Raw genomic sequence first — 16,414 nt, forward strand, 5'->3', positions numbered from 1 at the left:
TTAGCTCCGCACTTCAGGTGCATTCACAAATTGTGCCCTAGTATTAGGTTTTTCACAAGATTGTTGTCGCTAGCGGAGCAACCAAGCCGGTCCGAATGTGATGAAAACACCTCCGAAGGTCTATAAGGTGGCCGATCAGGTATTTCTTGCCTCATCGGCTGTCAGCGCAGTCTCCCGCGTGCCGGAAACAATTATCTCCAAGACTTCGTGCTCGTCAGTGTTTTTGATGTAGCGGTCGCCGACATATTCACCGCGCTTGAGGACCATAACGCGATCACCCACAGCGAAAATATCGACCAGGCGGTGCGAGATGATGATCTGAGCAACGCCTTGTTTCTTCAACTCGAGCATGGTTTCGAGCAGCCGTTCGGTCGCCATCACGGAAAGGTTGGCGGTCGGCTCGTCGAGAATTACGACGCGCGGGTCGAACGAGATCGCCCGGGCAATCGCCACGGATTGCTGACGGCCGCCCGACAGGCTCTCAACCTTTTGATAGACGGAGTTGACGTCGACTTTGAGCCGTTTCAGCACGCCATCGGCTTCCGCATACATCTTCCGGCGGTTGACGAAGGGGCCCTTGAGCGGCCAACGGCCAAGAAAGATGTTTTGACCGACGTCCATATTCCCGCAAAGCGCGAAGTCCTGATAGATCATTTCGATGCCGACATCGCGGCTCTCGTGCGGGCTCTTGAAGTGCACCGCTTGCCCGGCAACAAGGATTTCACCCGCATCCCGTTGATAGGCACCGGTCAGGATTTTCATGAGAGTGGATTTGCCGGCCGAGTTGTCACCGACCAGGCCAAGAATTTCCCCGGGATAGAGCACCAGGTCGACTTTGCGTAGCGCCTGCACAGCTCCAAAGGCTTTTTCGACGCCTCGCATTTCCACAATCGGCTGTAGTGGTATCTCGTCAGCCATGGATGCCTTCCTCTGTTCGCGGACCCCTTGCGAGGCGCGCCCGCAAGCGTCCGAAGATATTGGCTTGGCGCACCCATATATCGATCAGCACCGCGACAATGAGGATGACGCCGATGAAGACATTGATCCAGTGCTGCGGCATGCTGAACCCCTGAACGTTGAGCTGAAGGAGCGCCCGAACGAGCGTGATAACAGCCGCGCCCGCCAGCGAACCGATCACCGTGCCATAACCGCCGAAGATTGATCCGCCGCCAATGATGACCGAAGCTATGGCGTCAAGCTCACGGAACTGGCCGGCGACCGGATTGAAGCTGCGGAAGTATGCGACGTTGATAATGCCGGCCATCGTTGCGCAGAGCGCGGCCAGAAAAAGGGAGATGAAGCGTACCCGGTTCGTGTTGATGCCGGCGTAGGCAGCGGCACGGACATTGCCGCCGGTGGCACAGACCTTCAGCCCGAACGGTGTGTAGGCAAGCACGATGCCGGCGATAATGGCAACGAAAAACATCCAGATCGTCTGGACGCTAACAACCTCAGCCACCGTGCGAATTATCCCCGGCGGCAACGTAAGGCCGAAATGGAGGAGAACGTCATTCATTTTTCGACCAAGAAGATTGTAACCTTCCGGCCAGCCGGTCAGTTGTTGTCCGGCGACAAACCAGGCGGCCATGCCGCGCGCAATGTAAAACATGCCGAGCGTGGCTATGAAGGCGGGGAGTTTGAAGCCGACTGTCACGACGGCGTTGACGAGTCCGGCGACCATCCCCACCAGCAAGGCCATCGTAACTGCGGTGAGCGGATCGGCACCCAGCACCTTCAAGAAATAGGCTGCGGTGCTGCCGGCCAGGGCAAGCACCGCGCCGACGGAGAGATCGATGTCGCCGGCTGCGATGACGTAGGTGAGCCCGACTGTAATGATTGCCAGCTCCGTGTAGTTGAGCAGGATGGCAAAGGTGTTGGACAGGTACCACCAGTAATCCGGCCTTAACGCGAGGCCTGTCAGCCACAACACGACTGTGAGGATAATCGCGAGAGCGTCGCGTCGGGCGAGAAATTTGCCGAGCCCCGTCGCAGACAGTGCCGTATCGGTCGCCATAGCTCCCTTGGTCTGGACTCCCTCAAGTGCCACGCCACCCATTTCATAAGCGGGCGGCGGCGGCCTACCGCGAAGCCACGCCCAAAGCCGGCCCGCGATCTGCCGGCGAATGAGGATAGGCTCGACAAGCACGGCGATAACAAGAAGCAGACCTAGAAAAACCAGCACCGCACCCGCGGACAGCGTGAACTTGGCGCCGACCGCAATGCTTTCACCGTCGATAACGACAGTCCGCGTGATCGGCCAGCCTTCACGCAAGACCTTGTCGATCAGGACGACGACCGCAGTGCCAAGGCACGATCCGATGACCCGCCCGCGCCCGCCAAGGATCGACGCACCACCAATAATGACGGATGCTATGACGGTGAGCTCCCAGCTTACGCCGTAGAGAGGCGTCACGCCCTTGTCCTGCGCGGCCGACAGGAGAGCGGCAAGTGTGGCGCAAAGCGACGAGAGCAGATATGCGCGAATGCGCACCCAGCGCGTGCGAATGCCGGCATAGACTGCCGCTTGTTCGTTTCCCCCGGTGGCGAAAGTCTCGTAACCCCAGCGGGTCCCGGCAAGCACATAGGCCCCGATGGCAGCGATGAGGAAGAAGATCGCAATCTGGTTGTTGAACCCCAAAGCATTCGTCTCCCCCAGGTGGAAGAGCAGCGGATGGTCTTTCGCCTTGTCGGAATAGTAGATCGCCTGTCCATGCGTGAACGCAAGCACGAAGCCACGACCAATGAAAAGCATTGTCAATGTCGCTATGAACGCAGGTACCTTCAGGATCGTAACAAGCGCGCCGTTGATCAGGCCAATGGCCGTGCCCAGCAGCACACAGAGGATCACCGACGTCGTAACGCTGAAATCGAGAAAGTTCGGGGCAAAGAGTCTGGCAAAGACGACAGCGACCAGGCCATATGTCGATCCGACCGAAAGATCGAGATCCCTGTTGGCGATCACAAACGTCATTCCTACCGCGATGATTCCCACACGGGAAGTGTCACGGAGAAGCGCATGCAGGGCTTCGGTTGATCCGAAAAACGCCGGATTGACGAGAGTGCCGCCAAGATAGAGCAACGCAAGGAAGATCAGCAGCCCGACCTCCCAGCCACCAGCGAGCTGAGGTGGCGCACGGCCCAGCGATGTCGTCGCAGTAAGCGCCATGATTTCTACCGACCAATCCTTGCCACCCGCGTTGCGGGAGGGCTTGTGCCCTCCCGCATTCTCCAGATGCTTCGAGCGGTTTAGTTTTCGAAGCGCTTGCCAACCTTTGCGACCGTGTCCTTCGTCACGAGTTGGGCTCGCGTGTCGAGATTGGCGGCCGCGATGCCACGATCAATTTGCAGATAGAGCTGCATGACAGGCCAGAAGCCCTGCAGGAAAGGTTGCTGTCCCAGCGAGCCGGTCAGATTTCCAGCGGCAATACCTTCCTGCTGCGCCGGGCCGAGATCGAAACCAAAACTACAGAACTTGCCGGTTCGCCCCATCTGAGCCACTGCCTTGACGAGCGGTGGCGTAAAGACGTTGTTGGCTGTGAAGGCGCCGACTACGTCGCCGCGGGACTCGAACAGCGAAACAAGTGCGTTGACCGGATCGTTCGGGTTGGTGTCGATGCCGACATTCTCCGGACCCGCGTCAACCTTGAAGGCGTCGAGCTTGCCGGCGTCCTTCAGCGTCTTGACGATGGCGTTGAAAGCGGCGGTCACGCGATTGTTCACCTCGATGTTGCCCATCGCAGTGGAGGACGGCAGGACAATCGAGCCGCTGGTCGCTCCGCTTGCGAGCACGCATTTTGCGAGCGCCTCGCCGCCGATTGCCGCCGCCGACGCATCCTGACCGGTATGGCTTATGCTGCTCCGGTCCAGGAGATTCGCATCGAACGAGTTGGTTGTGGCAACTGGGATACCAGCCGCTTCGGCAGCCTTGACGATATCATTATAGGCGCCGACCTGCGGCGTCGTCATGATAATCCCGTCAATGGTCGGATCTTGAACGATCTGGTTGAGGATCTCGATCTCGCGGGCGGGATCGTCCACGGGCGATTCCGAACCCAGCAGCAATATCTTAGCCCCGATCATGTTGCCGGCAACGGTCGCGCCGACATAGACAGGGTCAAAAAAGCCGTTGCCCGCTGTGTGCGTTACAATTGCGAAGGTCAAATGACCATCAGCCGAATGGAAATTCTTCGTGCCGGGATCTTCCTTGGCGGCTTCAGCGAAATTGTAGCCGCCAACCGCCTTCTCGACGCTGCCGGACTGCGCAAATGCATGCGAGATGACAAGTGATAGTGCCGCGGCCGATACCGTGTACAGCAAAATCCGCCTCATGATTGGTCCTCCCTTGAACCGAGGGAGAAAAGCCGTTCGAGCGCAATTTATCGGGAATGGGGCCGAAGGCTTTTTCCCATTTGCTAATATTCTTCGCAATTCTGATGCAAGTAAACGGTCAACTCATCGTATTGGCGAATTTGTTCGCCCCAAAAACACCCGATGATCGTTTTTCGCGGAATTCGACAGGTCGGCAAGCCTGGAGAAGATTCCGGCGGGTCAGTTCCGACCGCGTTCCCCGATCCGATTTATGATCTGACGGGCGAGCCCAAGCCGAAGAATCCGAGCGGAGTTCGCCGCTGCGCGAAGGCTCGTTTGGGTTCGTATGCCGCCAACAGCAACTCGCTGGTCCCTCACGCGACCAATGTGACTTTAACTGAACCCGATCCATCATGGTTGAGGGAGGCGTCCAGATCGATATGAACCCTTTCGGCTATACCAGAGAGGTAGTCCCGTGGCGTATTTCCGAACGCTCTTCGGAATGTTCGCTGAAAGTAGGATAGATCCGAGAAGCCGGCCTCGAAGGCAATTGTGGATATGAGCTCGACTCGCCTTCCCGCGATAATCTGGTCTATTTCCTTTCTGGCATGCTCGAGCCGCTTTATCAGCAAATACTTCGTCGGCGTCGTTCCCAACGAGGCGAAGCTACGTTGAACCTGCCGCATCGACAGGCGTAGCGTGTCTGCCATTTCCCTTATCTTGAAGTCGGGATCACGATAGCGGCTATTGATATATTGCCGGCTTATTCTGAGAGCGTGATCCATGCCATTGCCCGCAGGGCTCTTGTACTCCTGCTCGCGGTCTGGCGTCTCGCGAAGCATGATGGTCAAAACGCTAAGAAGGGCATCACGCAGCAGGCTATCGAGCCCGTTTTCCGATGATGTCGTCTGCCTCATTTTCTGAAGCATTGCAGAAATCGCGCCGTTGATCGGATCCAGCCGTGGAAGAAAATTTCCACCGACCACCGATCCGCCTAACGCCTTGCCCAAGACATCGCCGCGAGGCAACATGACAAAGCAGAGCTTGTTGAATTCCCCGAAGAAGGTGAATTCCGAAGGTTCGAGGCTATCGACGAGAACCATGTCCCCGGGTTGCAGCCAGTGAGACAATTCATGCTGGCTTACCAAAGCATTGCCTTCCCGCTGAATGACGAGGAAGAAATCATCTCTGAAATCGAGGTTTATCTCCCGCCGACTTCTCGACGCCTGCTGGAGATTGGAGCACACCTCCACGAAGCTGATGCCTGCGCCGATCTCGATCGATACCTGGCCCTCAGCCTTTTTGTTGCGGGCACTCAAAAGGACGAAGTAGCCGCACATCTTGCGCAAATCCGCTTCGAAAGCCCCGATGTCCGACATTATGTGCACATCCTGTTTATCGTACCAGTCGGTCCGCGACCGCATTTGGGTCAACATGCCCACTGAAAACACGATCTGTCGCTACAGTCCGCATTTTCCGTCACTTTTGACCAAGCTTACATGAAACGATTGGTCTTAAATAGCCGTAATGAAACCCCATTCGGCACGCGCAAGCGAGACAAATAACGCGCTCGCAAGTCGTGAGAAACGAGCCGCATTCAAGGCAAATCCGGGTCAATCCATAGCCGACGCGCTCGTGCCGTTGTGCGGCAGCTTGCCTGCTGTTTGAAAATACGGTGCATCGGTCCTGCGCGCCGGACGAGGAAGGCGGTCAACGCCATGTGACGTATATAGTCGAGGGCCGGCATAGAGCCGGCATTCTCCGGGGAGGGAGAATAATATGGGGGAGAGGAAATGAAGAATTTTTTGACTGGGAATTACGGGCGCCGCGACTTCTTGAAAGCCGGGGCGTTAGCGGGCGCTGCCCTCGCCGGCGGGACCTCCTTCGTCGATCATTTTGGAAATCCGCTTGTCACAGAGGCCCGGGCCGCAACGCCAAAGCGCGGCGGCATGCTGATCCACGGTATTCAGGGCGGCAGCGCCGGCGATTCACTCGATCCGTTCAAGGTGCTTTCGGCGGCGGACTACGCGCGGTTCACGGCACTTTACGAGACCTTATGGTCGGCTTCCGCGGCTTATACGATCGATCCGTGGCTGATTGAATCGGGCGAACCGAACGCAACGCTGGACGAATGGACAATCCGTCTCAAGAAAGGAATTCAGTTCCATCACGGCAAGACGCTGAGCGCCGACGATGTCATCTACAGTGCCCAGCGCTGCCTCGATCCGGCGACGGGAGCCATATATGGCGGTCTGCTGGCAACGCTCGATCTGAAGGAAACGAAGAAGCTCGACGAGCGCACGGTGCGCTTCAAGCTCAAATCCGGCATGATTTGTTTTCCGGAGGCCGCATCACTTGCCTTACCGATCGTCCCGACGGACTTCGACCTCGCAAAGCCAGTCGGGACCGGTCCATTCAAACTGCAAAGCTTTGTGCCGGGCCAGCAATCCGTCATGGTGCGGAACGAGAACTACTGGCGCGATGGACGTCCCTATGTGGACGGCATTACGCATGTCAATTTCAACGACGAAACCGCAAGGATCAATGCCTTGCAAGGTGGCCAGATCAACATGGCCGATTTCGTATCCTTCCCGTTGATCCGCGTCCTCGCTGCGGACACCAGCCTCCAGATTAATCGCAGCGAGACAGTCAGCTTTATCCCACTCAACGTGCGGGTCGACCAGAAGCCCTATGACGATGTGCGGGTTCGCGAAGCACTCAAACTGCTCGTTGATCGCGATGCCATGGTTAAGGGTGCCTATCTGGGCGAAGGCCGCATCGCTAACGATCTCTATGCGCCTCTTGATCCCTTGTTCAATAAGGATTTGCCGCAGCGTCAGCACGATCCCGATAAGGCGAAGTTCCTGCTCAAGCAGGCTGGATTCGAAAATCTTCAAGTCGAATTGACGACCAGCGATCTCGGCTCCGGCGTGCTCACCTCGACCGAACTATACGCTGCGCAGGCGCGATCGGCAGGCGTCGACGTGAAGCTGAACAAGGTGGATTCCGCCGCATTCTATGGCGATCAGTATGGAAAGTGGAGCTTTTCTCCGAACCTTCAGCCGCCCTACAATTATTTCGTCACACTGATGCAGGCGGACGGTCCGACTTCGAGCCTCAATCTCTCGCATTTCAATGACGAGGAATTCTCCGGCCTGTTCTACAAGGCGCTTGCTGAAGCAGACGATGCAAAGCGGACATCGATGGCCCATCGTATGCAGGAAATCCAATACCAAAAAGGTGGCACGATTATCTGGGGCTTCCAAAATTCAGTCGACTTCACTCGTGGTGTGGCTGGAATCGCACCTGATGTGTCCGGTTTCTCCACCTACCGGTCCGCAGATCTCTGGATTGAAGAGCAATGACGAGGACCGGGAAGCCCGTAGCGATCGTGACAGGTGGCGGAAGCGGCATCGGCCTTGCTTGTGCTAGGTCACTCGCCTTGGCCGGATATCGGCTTGTCATCAACGGCCGGCGTCAACGCACACTCGATGAGGCGGCGCACTCCATCCTCAGCACGGTCGCCGACGCGGAAATAGAAACGGTCAGCGGCAGCGTCGCCAACTCGTCCGATGTCGATGCGGTTTTCGTTCGCGCGGCAAGCGCTTACGGCCGTCTGGACGCTGTTGTCAGTGCAGCGGCTGCCCTTCATGTCGCCAATTTCAAAGATATGAAGTTGCAGGATTGGGACGACATGAACGCCACCGTGCTTCGCGGCGCGGCCTTGATCGCCATGGCTTCGACAAAGGCCTTTCTCGCCGCCGGTACGCATGGGCGCATGGTGTTCATCTCCTCGATCAGCGCGCGTGTCGCCGATCCGGGTCTTGCGCATTATTGCGCGGCGAAAGCGGGCGTCGACGCGCTCGTGCGGTCCCTTGCAGTCGACCTGTCCTCCGACGGCATCGTTGCGAACTCTGTCGCCCCGGGCTGGATTCACACGCCCATGATCGGAGAGTTCGTGGAATCCCTGCCCCCCGGCGCACTCTCGGTCATGAACCCTCAGGCACGCGCGGCTAACCCTGACGAAGTTGCGAAAGTGGTCCGGTTCCTGGTGGTGGACGCCCCGGACTTCCTCACCGGATCGACCATCACGGTGGATGGCGGTCAAACTATCATGAACCACGTAATCGATGGATGAAATGACAGCATCAGAGAAAACCGGCCTGGTCGAAGTCGTGCATATTCGCCCGAAAGAGGGCATGGCCGACGCGATCCTGGCCATGCGCCCGCGCTTCTGCAGCGATTTGAGGGAAAAGACACCCGGCTTCATTTCCAACGCCTTCTATCAGATGGCCGATGGCACGTTTCTCGACGTCGTTTTGTGGACTGACGCGGCATCGCTTGAGGCCGTGGACGAAAACCATCCGCTGCTCGAGGAATGGTACGACAAGGTCGAAATCATTTCGATGGAAACAGGAGTGCCTGTCGATGCCTGAACTTGCGGCTACGATTGCGGAGTCGCTCGGGCATCCTCAAGGACCTGACGTCATGGACGACGGCACCGTGATTTTCGCGGAAACATACAGGTCCCGTCTTATGCTGTGCAGCGCCTCGGGACGACTGTCCGAGCTTTATCGCTGCGGCGGAGGACCAAATGCGGTGCTGCTCGGAAGCGACCTGCAGGTCTATTTCACGCAGAATGGCGGACAGGCGGGTGATTGGCGCGCCGACCATCAACGCCCACCGGCACTAGAATGCCTTGACATGTCCACTGGCAAGGTGACGGAAATCTGCCGCGAAGTGGGGGGACGGCCTCTACTTGCCCCTCACGATCTGGCGTGGGGTCCGGACGGATCCTTGTATATGACAGATTCAGGGACATGGGCTCCCGACGGAGATACGGAACCCGGTGCCATCATTGCCATTTCGCCACGCGGGCATGCCGAATTGATCCTCGACACCGGCCATGTGTTCCCGAGCGGAATCGCACTTGCCGGGGACGGGACCGTTTATTGGGCGGAATGTTATACTCGGCGGATCATGCGCATGAAAAAGGGAGGCTCGCCGGCTGAGGTTTGCACCTTGCCTCCCGGCCATACGCCGGAGTCGCTCAAAATCGACGAGAATGGCAATTTCTGGGTCGCTGCCCTGGAAGCCGCGGGCTTCGATATCATCACGCCAAACGGCGAAATCATCGGCTTCATTCCAACCGGTGGTTTGCCGCTGAACGGAACACTTCATGGCGGACGACTTTACGTTGCCGACTTGGGGCCATTCGACGAAAGCCAGCCGGCTCCACAATTTCTCGGCCGTATTCAAGCGGTGCAATGCGATGCCCGCCCCTGGCCGGCTTTTCGCTCAACGATCGACATGTGAGGAAAGTCATGCGTTTGCAAGACATTGACGCAGCCAGCACGGCACTGATCATTCTGGACATGCACGTCTGCATCGTCGGCCCGGAGGGAAATGCACAACCTCACGCGACCGAGCAGAATTTGGTCGCCAATATTGTCGCTCTGCGTGACGCAGCAAACAAGAAAGACGTCGCCGTCGTCTTCATTCATCATCGCAGGCCACGGGGCCTGAGGGCACGCGGCATGATGAGCGCGCTGTTTCGGGAGATCGCCGATGATCCCGATCTTCAGCCGGGCGCCCCTGGACTGGAGATGCTGCCGGAGCTTTCGGTAGGCCCTAGCGATATCGTCATCGAGAAGCAGCGGGCGGGCGCTTTCGCCGGCACCGATCTCGACCAGACGCTGAGGGCGATGGGGATCGACACCCTCGTCTTGACTGGCGCATGGACTAATCTTTCGGTCGAATCGACCGCGCGCTACGGGAGCGATCTCGGGTATCGCGTAATCATCGCCAGTGATGGCACAGCATCGCAAAGCGCTGAAATGCACGAGATCGCATTGAGCGGCGGCCTGTCCATGCTTGCCGAAATAGCGACCTGCGACGAGGTGATTGGTGCGCTGCGATGAAGCCAATGTCTGACGCCGAAGCAAGAACCGTAAGCATGCCGGCGAGTTCAGACGCAGCGGCACAGCTCAAATGGCTGTTCCGGAGGATGTTGAGCGGCGTCCTCGTTCTTTTTGTCGTTTCCATTCTGATTTTTGTAGCCACCCAGGCGTTGCCCTCGGATCCGGCACAGACCATTCTGGGCCGGCAGGCGACACCCGAACTCCTGGCCAATCTGAGGGAACAGCTCGGGCTGAACCGTCCGTTGCCAGTTCAATACGTCTCTTGGCTTGGCGGCCTCCTGACGGGCGATCTTGGCGTTTCGATTGCGGCAAAGCAGCCTGTCGTCTCCTTGATCGGAGCCCGGCTTCTCAATTCTCTGGCTCTTCTCATCTTCTCAGCGGCAATTCTCATTCCGCTTTCCATCGCTGTGGGCGTCGCAATGGCGGTCTGGCGCAACCGCATTGTGGACAGATCGCTAATGCTGGTTTTTCTCAGCCTCATGGCGCTGCCGGATTTCGTGATCGGCACCATATTGCTGATTTCGCTCGCCACGCTCGTCTTCCAGATCTTTCCCGCCGTTTCTCTGATTCCACCGGGGCAAAACGGCTTCGGACATCCCTACAAGCTCGTCTTGCCCGTGCTGACCGGCGTGCTGATCACCGCGCCCTATCTCATACGCCAAATGCGGGCCGCGATGATCGAGGCGCTTGAATCGGAATATGTGGTCCAGGCGCGGCTGCGCGGCATCAACGAACGGCGAGTGGTGTGGCGGCATGCGCTTCCGAATGCCCTGGTGCCGATGGTGCAGGGAAGCGCCCTGATGCTCAGCTATCTCCTCGGTGGCGTTGTCGTCATCGAATACATCTACAACTATCCCGGTCTCGGAGGGTTGCTGAATGATGCGGTCCGCTTTCGTGACCTGCCGGTCCTGCAGGCCGTGACCCTGATCTTCGCCACCGGCGTCGTCATCTTCAACATCGTCGCGGATCTGCTGACGATCCTGCTCACACCCCGCCTGCGAACCATCGAGTGGAGCAAATGAGTAATCCATCCTACGACGCGACCGGAACCGGATTCTGTCGGAAACTGCTTGCCTCGGGGCGGGTACGCCGTGCGGCTGTGGCGACGTTTCTGTTGCTGGCGATCGCATATCTCGGACCTTTGTTCGCACCCCACGAGCCATCTGATATTGTCGGAATACCCTTCGACGTGGCAGGCGTCGGTGTCTGGCTCGGGACCGACTACCTCGGGCAAGACATATTCTCGCGAATTCTGTGCGGAGGCCGGTCGGTTGTCTGGATGTCCACGCTGGCAAGCCTCATCGCGATCGTCTTCGGTGCCGCCCTCGGCTTGTTCGCGGCCTATGCAGGCGGGCTCGTCGACACGGCAGTTGGCTGGTTTAACGACATTCTGCTGGCGTTTCCCTTGATCGTCCTCGTCATATTGTTTCTGTCCATGCTCGGCCACGATCCGTCGTTGATCGTCGTGGTCGTCGCCATAGGCTGGCTTCCGACGGTGACGCGGCTTAGCCGCGGCGTGGCGCTGTCTGTCATCCATCAGGAATATGTCGCCTGGGCGGAGCTCGTGGGGATGCCTCGCTACAAAATTCTGCTCAAGGAAGTCCTGCCCAACGTCACAACGCCGCTGATCGTCCAATTCGGAGCGCTCCTGACCTGGTCCATCGGCATCATCGCGGGATTGAGCTTCCTCGGTTTCGGCATTCAGCCGCCGAATGCCGATTGGGGCCTGATGGTCAACGAGAACCGAAGCGGCCTGATGATCGCCCCGTGGGGAACTATCGCACCGATCGCAATGATCGCCTTCTTCGCGCTGGCAGTGAATTCACTGACGGATGCCGTCAGCGACATACTCGGTATCGGAGACGTGCTGTGACAGCGGTCGTGGAAATCGAAATTCTGGCTGAGGGCCTTGGCCATCCGGAAGGTCCCGATGTCTTGCGGGATGGCGGTATCCTGTTCGTCGAGGCCGATAGCGGCCGGGTTTGCGTATGGTATCCGGATCGAGCCGTTGTAACGCTTGCCGCCACAGGTGGCGCTCCCTACGGCTCCACGCTCGGCTCCGACGGTTGGATCTATGTCACCCAAAGTGGAGCCAATTACGGCGGCCATGCCCTTCCGCGGCCGCAGATGCCTTCGATACAACGAATTTCGCCGGATGGCGCTGTCGTGCAGTCGGTTTGCTCGGCATCAAATGGCGAGCCATATTTCGCACCCAACGATCTGGTCTGGGGACGGGACGGACGGTTGTATTTCACCGATTCCGGCCTCTGGGAACCGGACAATCCGACACAATCGAGCGCCATCCACGCCGTAAGCGCGGATGGCTTGGCCGAGAAGATCATTGATCTCGGACCTGTTTTCGCAAACGGCATCGGCTGCGAAGCGGACGGGTCGATCATCTGGCTCGAATCCTACACGAGGGTGATCGGACGATTGCGTCCCGATGGCCGACGCGAAGTCGTCGCTCGCCTGCCCGCCGGCCAGACCCCCGAGGGTGTTGCCATCGATAGCGAGGGAAATCTCTGGATCACGACGTTCGAAGCAGGGCTTGTCGCGGTCCTTTCGCGCGACGGCAGGACGCTCAGGGAAATCGAAGTCGGCGGCGTACCCGTCAATTGCACGTTTGTCGATGACTGGCTCTACGTTACCGATTTCGGATCGCCGGTCGATCCCGGCGATGAGGACTCGCTGCGACCGGGCCGCTTACTTCGCATGCGCGTCGATGCCAAGGGCATGCCGATGACGCGCGGCTTCATGAGGTTATGAGGAACACCAAAATGAGCGATCAAAACACGGTTCATATCCTGGAGCGGAACTTCGGTGAGATGCCGCAGGGCGGCGACACCCTGAAAGATGGACGCTTCCTCACGGTCGACGTAATGACTGGCGAGATCGTCGCTTATTCGCTGCGGAGTGGGCGGGAGGTTATTTCCAGGGTCACAAGTGGCCCGATTGCCATCCTTCGCGGTAGCGACGACGCATTCTATCTCGCCCATACGGGCGGTGTCCTCGGCAATTTCTGGGCGGCGGATGACCAGATCGCACCCTGCATACAGAAGATATCGCCTGGTCAGGATCAAGCCGAAACCATCCTGACCGAGGTTGCCGGAGTGCCTCTTGTTTCTCCTCATGATATCGCTTTCGGACCGGACGGCCGGCTTTATGTCGCGGACTCCCACATTTGGGAGTGGGAGAAGGAGAACCGGAAAGGCGAAGGCCGGATTTTCGCGATCAATCCGGACGGCAGCGCGGAACTTCTCGTCAATACGGGATGCACATTCCCTTGCGGACTTGTGGTCGAGGCGGATGGGGCCGTCGTCTGGACGGAAGCTTATTCGGACAGGGTTCGTCGCCTGCGCAAGGACGGAAGGATCGAAGACGTCTTTCAATTGCCTGAAGGCCACACGCCGCACGGCATCCGCGTCGGCGAGGACGGGACGCTTTGGATCGCTTCCTTCGGTTCCAGTTCGATCGATGAAGTCGCCCCGGACGGAAGCAGCCTGATATCCCATCCAGTCCCTGGCCACCCGATGCATCTCGCATTCGACGGCGACGGTCTCTTGATCGCCGCCTTCCGGGCTGCCGATGCGGACAACATGGTCGGCCAACTGCTGAGGCTCCACACCGGACGGCTGGGCGCTTCGACCGCGCGCGGCGCGATCACATTGCAATGATCGTGGAAGAGGAGCTGACGATGGCGGACCAAGATCCAGCAAGGGCTTCCCGCGCAAAGGTGACCAATCTCTGCGTCGCGCTGAAGGACGGTCGGCAAATTGTCTCGAACGTCAATTTTGAGATCTCGCCCGGCGAAATCCTATGCCTGATTGGAGAATCGGGATCGGGCAAGACGACAGTCAGCACCGCCCTCCTGGCACACACCCGCACCGGCGCAACGATCGCATCCGGTCACGTATGCGTCGAAGGGATCGATATTCTCTCTCAGACACCGCAATCCCTCCTATCGGTTCGCGGAAAGATCATTGCCTATGTTGCGCAGGACCCGGCCTCTGCGTTCAATCCGGCCATCCGTATCCTCGATCAGATGATCGATGTCGCCCTGTGTCACGGCTGGGATCGCAGGACGGCACGAATCCGGGCAACCGAGATCCTCGGTGAAGTTGGCCTTCCCACCCACGAGGAATTTCTTGCCCGCTTTCCGCATCAGGTTTCCGGCGGCCAGCTTCAGCGTCTCGGCATAGCCATCGCCATGCTGCTGGAACCAGCGGTACTGGTGCTCGACGAGCCGACGACAGGCCTTGACGTTGCGACCCAGGCAGTCGTGCTGAAGCTCGTGCGCCGGCTTTGCACGGATCATGGCATCGGCGCCCTCTATGTGACGCACGACCTCTCTGTGGTCGCAGCGATAGCCGACCGCATCGTCGTTATGCGCGATGGAAAGATCGTGGAGGAGAAAGCGGCAGGCCCGTTTTTCAAGGCGCCGGCACATATCTATAGCCTCGAGCTCTTGGCCGCCGCCCCGGATGTCGCACTCACCGGACCGCACAGGAACATTCGGCCGGGCGGTGATGCGTCCGCAAGACCGGTGTTGAGGGTCGTTGACCTTGCGGCGCACTACGGCACGATCTCGGTGCTGACCGGAGTCACTTTCGATGTCCATGCGGGCGAGTGCCTGGCCGTTGTCGGCGAATCGGGTTCGGGAAAAAGCACCCTCTCGAAGAGCATCGTCGGGCAGCACGTGCAACAGAACGGTTTGGTAGAGCTTGAAGGCATCGCCCTGCCAGCACGCGCCCGTCAACGTTCTCTGCAAGCGCGGCGGGAGCTGCAATACGTCTTTCAGTCCCCGTTTTCCGCCTTAAATCCGCGGAGGACGGTCGGCGAGAGCATCGGGGCAGCCTATGACCTCGTTGAAGGCGATCGGGGAAGGCGGCGGGACGCCATTGTTGAAGTGCTGTCGAAAGTCGGGCTTCGCGCGGATCAAGCGAATCTACGGCCGGATCGTCTTTCCGGTGGCGAACGTCAGCGTGTCTGCATAGCACGCGCGCTGATCTGCAAGCCCAAAGTCCTCGTTTGCGATGAGATCACCTCCGCTCTCGACGTCGTTGTACAGGAAGCCATACTCGATCTCTTGACCAGGCTTCGGGACGAGGAAGGGCTGGCGATGGTTTTCGTCACCCATAATCTGGCGGTCGTTCGCAATCTTGCGGATCGGGTTCTGGTCCTGGACAAGGGCAGGACCGCGGAAATTGGCATGACTGAGGATGTGCTGACACGACCAAGCCATCCTTACACCCGGTCCCTACTCGCGAACACGCTGTCTATTTCCACCATTTCGCAGGAACGATGGGGAAAGTCGGCGCTGACTGCCGGATAGGCCTGCCAAACATTCACATCCCGTAAAGGAACATTGCGATGAACGAACAGGTAATGCCGCAGTCCGACAATGCCCTCGGCCTTGGTGCGAATTTTACTGCCAACAAAGCTGAGCGCAGCGCCGAGCTTGCCGGGCGAAAGATCGATCTCGAACTGAGCAACGGCCAGGATTTTTCTTTCGAGTTCGTCGATGCGGAGAAGATGCGTTGGAGCTCGCGGGGAGCGGCCGTCAAGCGCGACGAAACCTATGAAGCACAGAGGGTCGCCGATGATCTGTTTCTCATTGCCTTCCAGCATGCGGACGATCTTCGCACATCGATGAGCTTTGTCGCTGATCTCCGTTCCGGCGAAGTCGTCTTCATTCAGAACGTCGTGGGTGAAAAAATCGGCAATGAACCGGCCGTCATTCAGACCGTCACGCTCGGCAGGGTCGCCGACCAGGCGCTGCAGGGGGAAAAGATTGCGCAAACGAGCGATCTGTTTGGTCGTCGCGCGATGTGGATCTACAGCGAGGACGACGTTTACGAACATATATACCTCAACGCCGAATGGTACGCGTGGCACTGCCTCAAAGGTGAGGAATATCCGAAGGCCGACATCGATCCTTGCCAGATGTTCAGGCTGCGGGAAGACATCTATCTCCTCACATTTTCCGAGAAAGTGATGGTCATGGCCGCTGGCATGGTACTGGACTTTTCCGGGCTGCGTTCGTACTGCGCGGCACTCGGGCGGGATCCTGCGACGAACGAGATCACCCATTTCACCTTCGGCGCGTACGGAATGATCCTCAGCCAGACAAACTATCCCGAACCGCTTGTGAAACCGGCGGCGCTCGCTCCGTAGCCGAACATGCC

Annotated in this window: 15 protein-coding genes; 11 read left to right on the plus strand and 4 right to left on the minus strand. The window is 58.5% G+C overall.

Annotation, left to right across the window (positions count from 1 at the left end; translation table 11 throughout):
* Positions 1–135 precede the first annotated feature (135 nt).
* The 4 genes from QA648_RS31915 to QA648_RS31930 form a co-directional block, all read right to left on the minus strand.
* Positions 136–918, minus strand: coding sequence for an ATP-binding cassette domain-containing protein (locus tag QA648_RS31915; protein ID WP_283052968.1), 783 nt, complete (start codon positions 916–918; stop codon positions 136–138).
* Positions 911–3,166 carry an ABC transporter permease gene (locus tag QA648_RS31920; RefSeq protein ID WP_283052969.1) on the minus strand — a complete coding sequence of 752 codons (2,256 nt, stop codon included), beginning with the start codon at positions 3,164–3,166 and terminating at the stop codon, positions 911–913. The genes QA648_RS31915 and QA648_RS31920 overlap by 8 nt, the downstream gene beginning before the upstream one ends.
* Positions 3,167–3,246: 80 nt before the next feature.
* Positions 3,247–4,329: a substrate-binding domain-containing protein gene (locus tag QA648_RS31925; RefSeq protein ID WP_283052970.1), complete on the minus strand. Its 1,083-nt coding sequence runs from the start codon at positions 4,327–4,329 to the stop codon at positions 3,247–3,249.
* A gap of 353 nt (positions 4,330–4,682) precedes the next feature.
* Complete coding sequence (locus QA648_RS31930) at positions 4,683–5,687, minus strand: helix-turn-helix domain-containing protein (protein WP_283052971.1); 1,005 nt, start codon at positions 5,685–5,687, stop codon at positions 4,683–4,685.
* Between the two features lie 414 nt (positions 5,688–6,101).
* Between QA648_RS31930 and QA648_RS31935 the strand changes: the two genes are divergently transcribed.
* The 11 genes from QA648_RS31935 to QA648_RS31985 are packed head-to-tail and all read left to right on the plus strand — an operon-like array spanning position 6,102 to position 16,403.
* Positions 6,102–7,673, plus strand: coding sequence for an ABC transporter substrate-binding protein (locus QA648_RS31935; protein WP_283052972.1), 1,572 nt, complete (start codon positions 6,102–6,104; stop codon positions 7,671–7,673).
* Positions 7,670–8,446, plus strand: coding sequence for an SDR family oxidoreductase (locus QA648_RS31940; protein WP_104827784.1), 777 nt, complete (start codon positions 7,670–7,672; stop codon positions 8,444–8,446). Before QA648_RS31935 ends, QA648_RS31940 begins: the two co-directional genes overlap by 4 nt.
* A 1-nt stretch (position 8,447) precedes the next feature.
* Positions 8,448–8,744, plus strand: a complete 297-nt coding sequence (locus QA648_RS31945) for a hypothetical protein (protein ID WP_158704619.1) — start codon at positions 8,448–8,450, stop codon at positions 8,742–8,744.
* 52 nt (positions 8,745–8,796) lie between these two features.
* Complete coding sequence (locus QA648_RS31950) at positions 8,797–9,624, plus strand: SMP-30/gluconolactonase/LRE family protein (protein WP_283052976.1); 828 nt, start codon at positions 8,797–8,799, stop codon at positions 9,622–9,624.
* Between the two features lie 8 nt (positions 9,625–9,632).
* Positions 9,633–10,229 carry an isochorismatase family cysteine hydrolase gene (locus QA648_RS31955; protein ID WP_260304572.1) on the plus strand — a complete coding sequence of 199 codons (597 nt, stop codon included), beginning with the start codon at positions 9,633–9,635 and terminating at the stop codon, positions 10,227–10,229.
* Positions 10,230–10,234: 5 nt separating this feature from the next.
* Complete coding sequence (locus QA648_RS31960; RefSeq protein WP_245464135.1) at positions 10,235–11,251, plus strand: ABC transporter permease; 1,017 nt, start codon at positions 10,235–10,237, stop codon at positions 11,249–11,251.
* Positions 11,248–12,102 carry an ABC transporter permease gene (locus QA648_RS31965; RefSeq protein WP_104827788.1) on the plus strand — a complete coding sequence of 285 codons (855 nt, stop codon included), beginning with the start codon at positions 11,248–11,250 and terminating at the stop codon, positions 12,100–12,102. Before QA648_RS31960 ends, QA648_RS31965 begins: the two co-directional genes overlap by 4 nt.
* Positions 12,099–12,995: an SMP-30/gluconolactonase/LRE family protein gene (locus tag QA648_RS31970; protein WP_158704621.1), complete on the plus strand. Its 897-nt coding sequence runs from the start codon at positions 12,099–12,101 to the stop codon at positions 12,993–12,995. The genes QA648_RS31965 and QA648_RS31970 overlap by 4 nt, the downstream gene beginning before the upstream one ends.
* An 11-nt stretch (positions 12,996–13,006) precedes the next feature.
* Positions 13,007–13,903 carry an SMP-30/gluconolactonase/LRE family protein gene (locus QA648_RS31975; protein ID WP_283052980.1) on the plus strand — a complete coding sequence of 299 codons (897 nt, stop codon included), beginning with the start codon at positions 13,007–13,009 and terminating at the stop codon, positions 13,901–13,903.
* A gap of 20 nt (positions 13,904–13,923) precedes the next feature.
* Positions 13,924–15,561 (plus strand): ABC transporter ATP-binding protein, encoded by a 1,638-nt coding sequence (locus QA648_RS31980; RefSeq protein ID WP_283052981.1) that lies wholly within the window; start codon positions 13,924–13,926, stop codon positions 15,559–15,561.
* A 38-nt stretch (positions 15,562–15,599) separates the two neighbouring features.
* Positions 15,600–16,403, plus strand: a complete 804-nt coding sequence (locus QA648_RS31985; protein WP_283052983.1) for a MoaF C-terminal domain-containing protein — start codon at positions 15,600–15,602, stop codon at positions 16,401–16,403.
* Positions 16,404–16,414: the final 11 nt, after the last annotated feature.

The organism is Rhizobium sp. CB3171 (genome assembly GCF_029714265.1).
Lineage (GTDB): Bacteria > Pseudomonadota > Alphaproteobacteria > Rhizobiales > Rhizobiaceae > Rhizobium.

Coding starts and splice junctions, on each gene's coding strand:
- QA648_RS31915 (WP_283052968.1), bottom strand. CDS start 918: ATGGCTGACGAGATACCACTACAGCCGATTGTGGAAATGCGAGGCGTC.
- QA648_RS31920 (WP_283052969.1), bottom strand. CDS start 3,166: ATGGCGCTTACTGCGACGACATCGCTGGGCCGTGCGCCACCTCAGCTC.
- QA648_RS31925 (WP_283052970.1), bottom strand. CDS start 4,329: ATGAGGCGGATTTTGCTGTACACGGTATCGGCCGCGGCACTATCACTT.
- QA648_RS31930 (WP_283052971.1), bottom strand. CDS start 5,687: ATGTCGGACATCGGGGCTTTCGAAGCGGATTTGCGCAAGATGTGCGGC.
- QA648_RS31935 (WP_283052972.1), top strand. CDS start 6,102: ATGAAGAATTTTTTGACTGGGAATTACGGGCGCCGCGACTTCTTGAAA.
- QA648_RS31940 (WP_104827784.1), top strand. CDS start 7,670: ATGACGAGGACCGGGAAGCCCGTAGCGATCGTGACAGGTGGCGGAAGC.
- QA648_RS31945 (WP_158704619.1), top strand. CDS start 8,448: ATGACAGCATCAGAGAAAACCGGCCTGGTCGAAGTCGTGCATATTCGC.
- QA648_RS31950 (WP_283052976.1), top strand. CDS start 8,797: ATGGACGACGGCACCGTGATTTTCGCGGAAACATACAGGTCCCGTCTT.
- QA648_RS31955 (WP_260304572.1), top strand. CDS start 9,633: ATGCGTTTGCAAGACATTGACGCAGCCAGCACGGCACTGATCATTCTG.
- QA648_RS31960 (WP_245464135.1), top strand. CDS start 10,235: ATGTCTGACGCCGAAGCAAGAACCGTAAGCATGCCGGCGAGTTCAGAC.
- QA648_RS31965 (WP_104827788.1), top strand. CDS start 11,248: ATGAGTAATCCATCCTACGACGCGACCGGAACCGGATTCTGTCGGAAA.
- QA648_RS31975 (WP_283052980.1), top strand. CDS start 13,007: ATGAGCGATCAAAACACGGTTCATATCCTGGAGCGGAACTTCGGTGAG.
- QA648_RS31980 (WP_283052981.1), top strand. CDS start 13,924: ATGGCGGACCAAGATCCAGCAAGGGCTTCCCGCGCAAAGGTGACCAAT.
- QA648_RS31985 (WP_283052983.1), top strand. CDS start 15,600: ATGAACGAACAGGTAATGCCGCAGTCCGACAATGCCCTCGGCCTTGGT.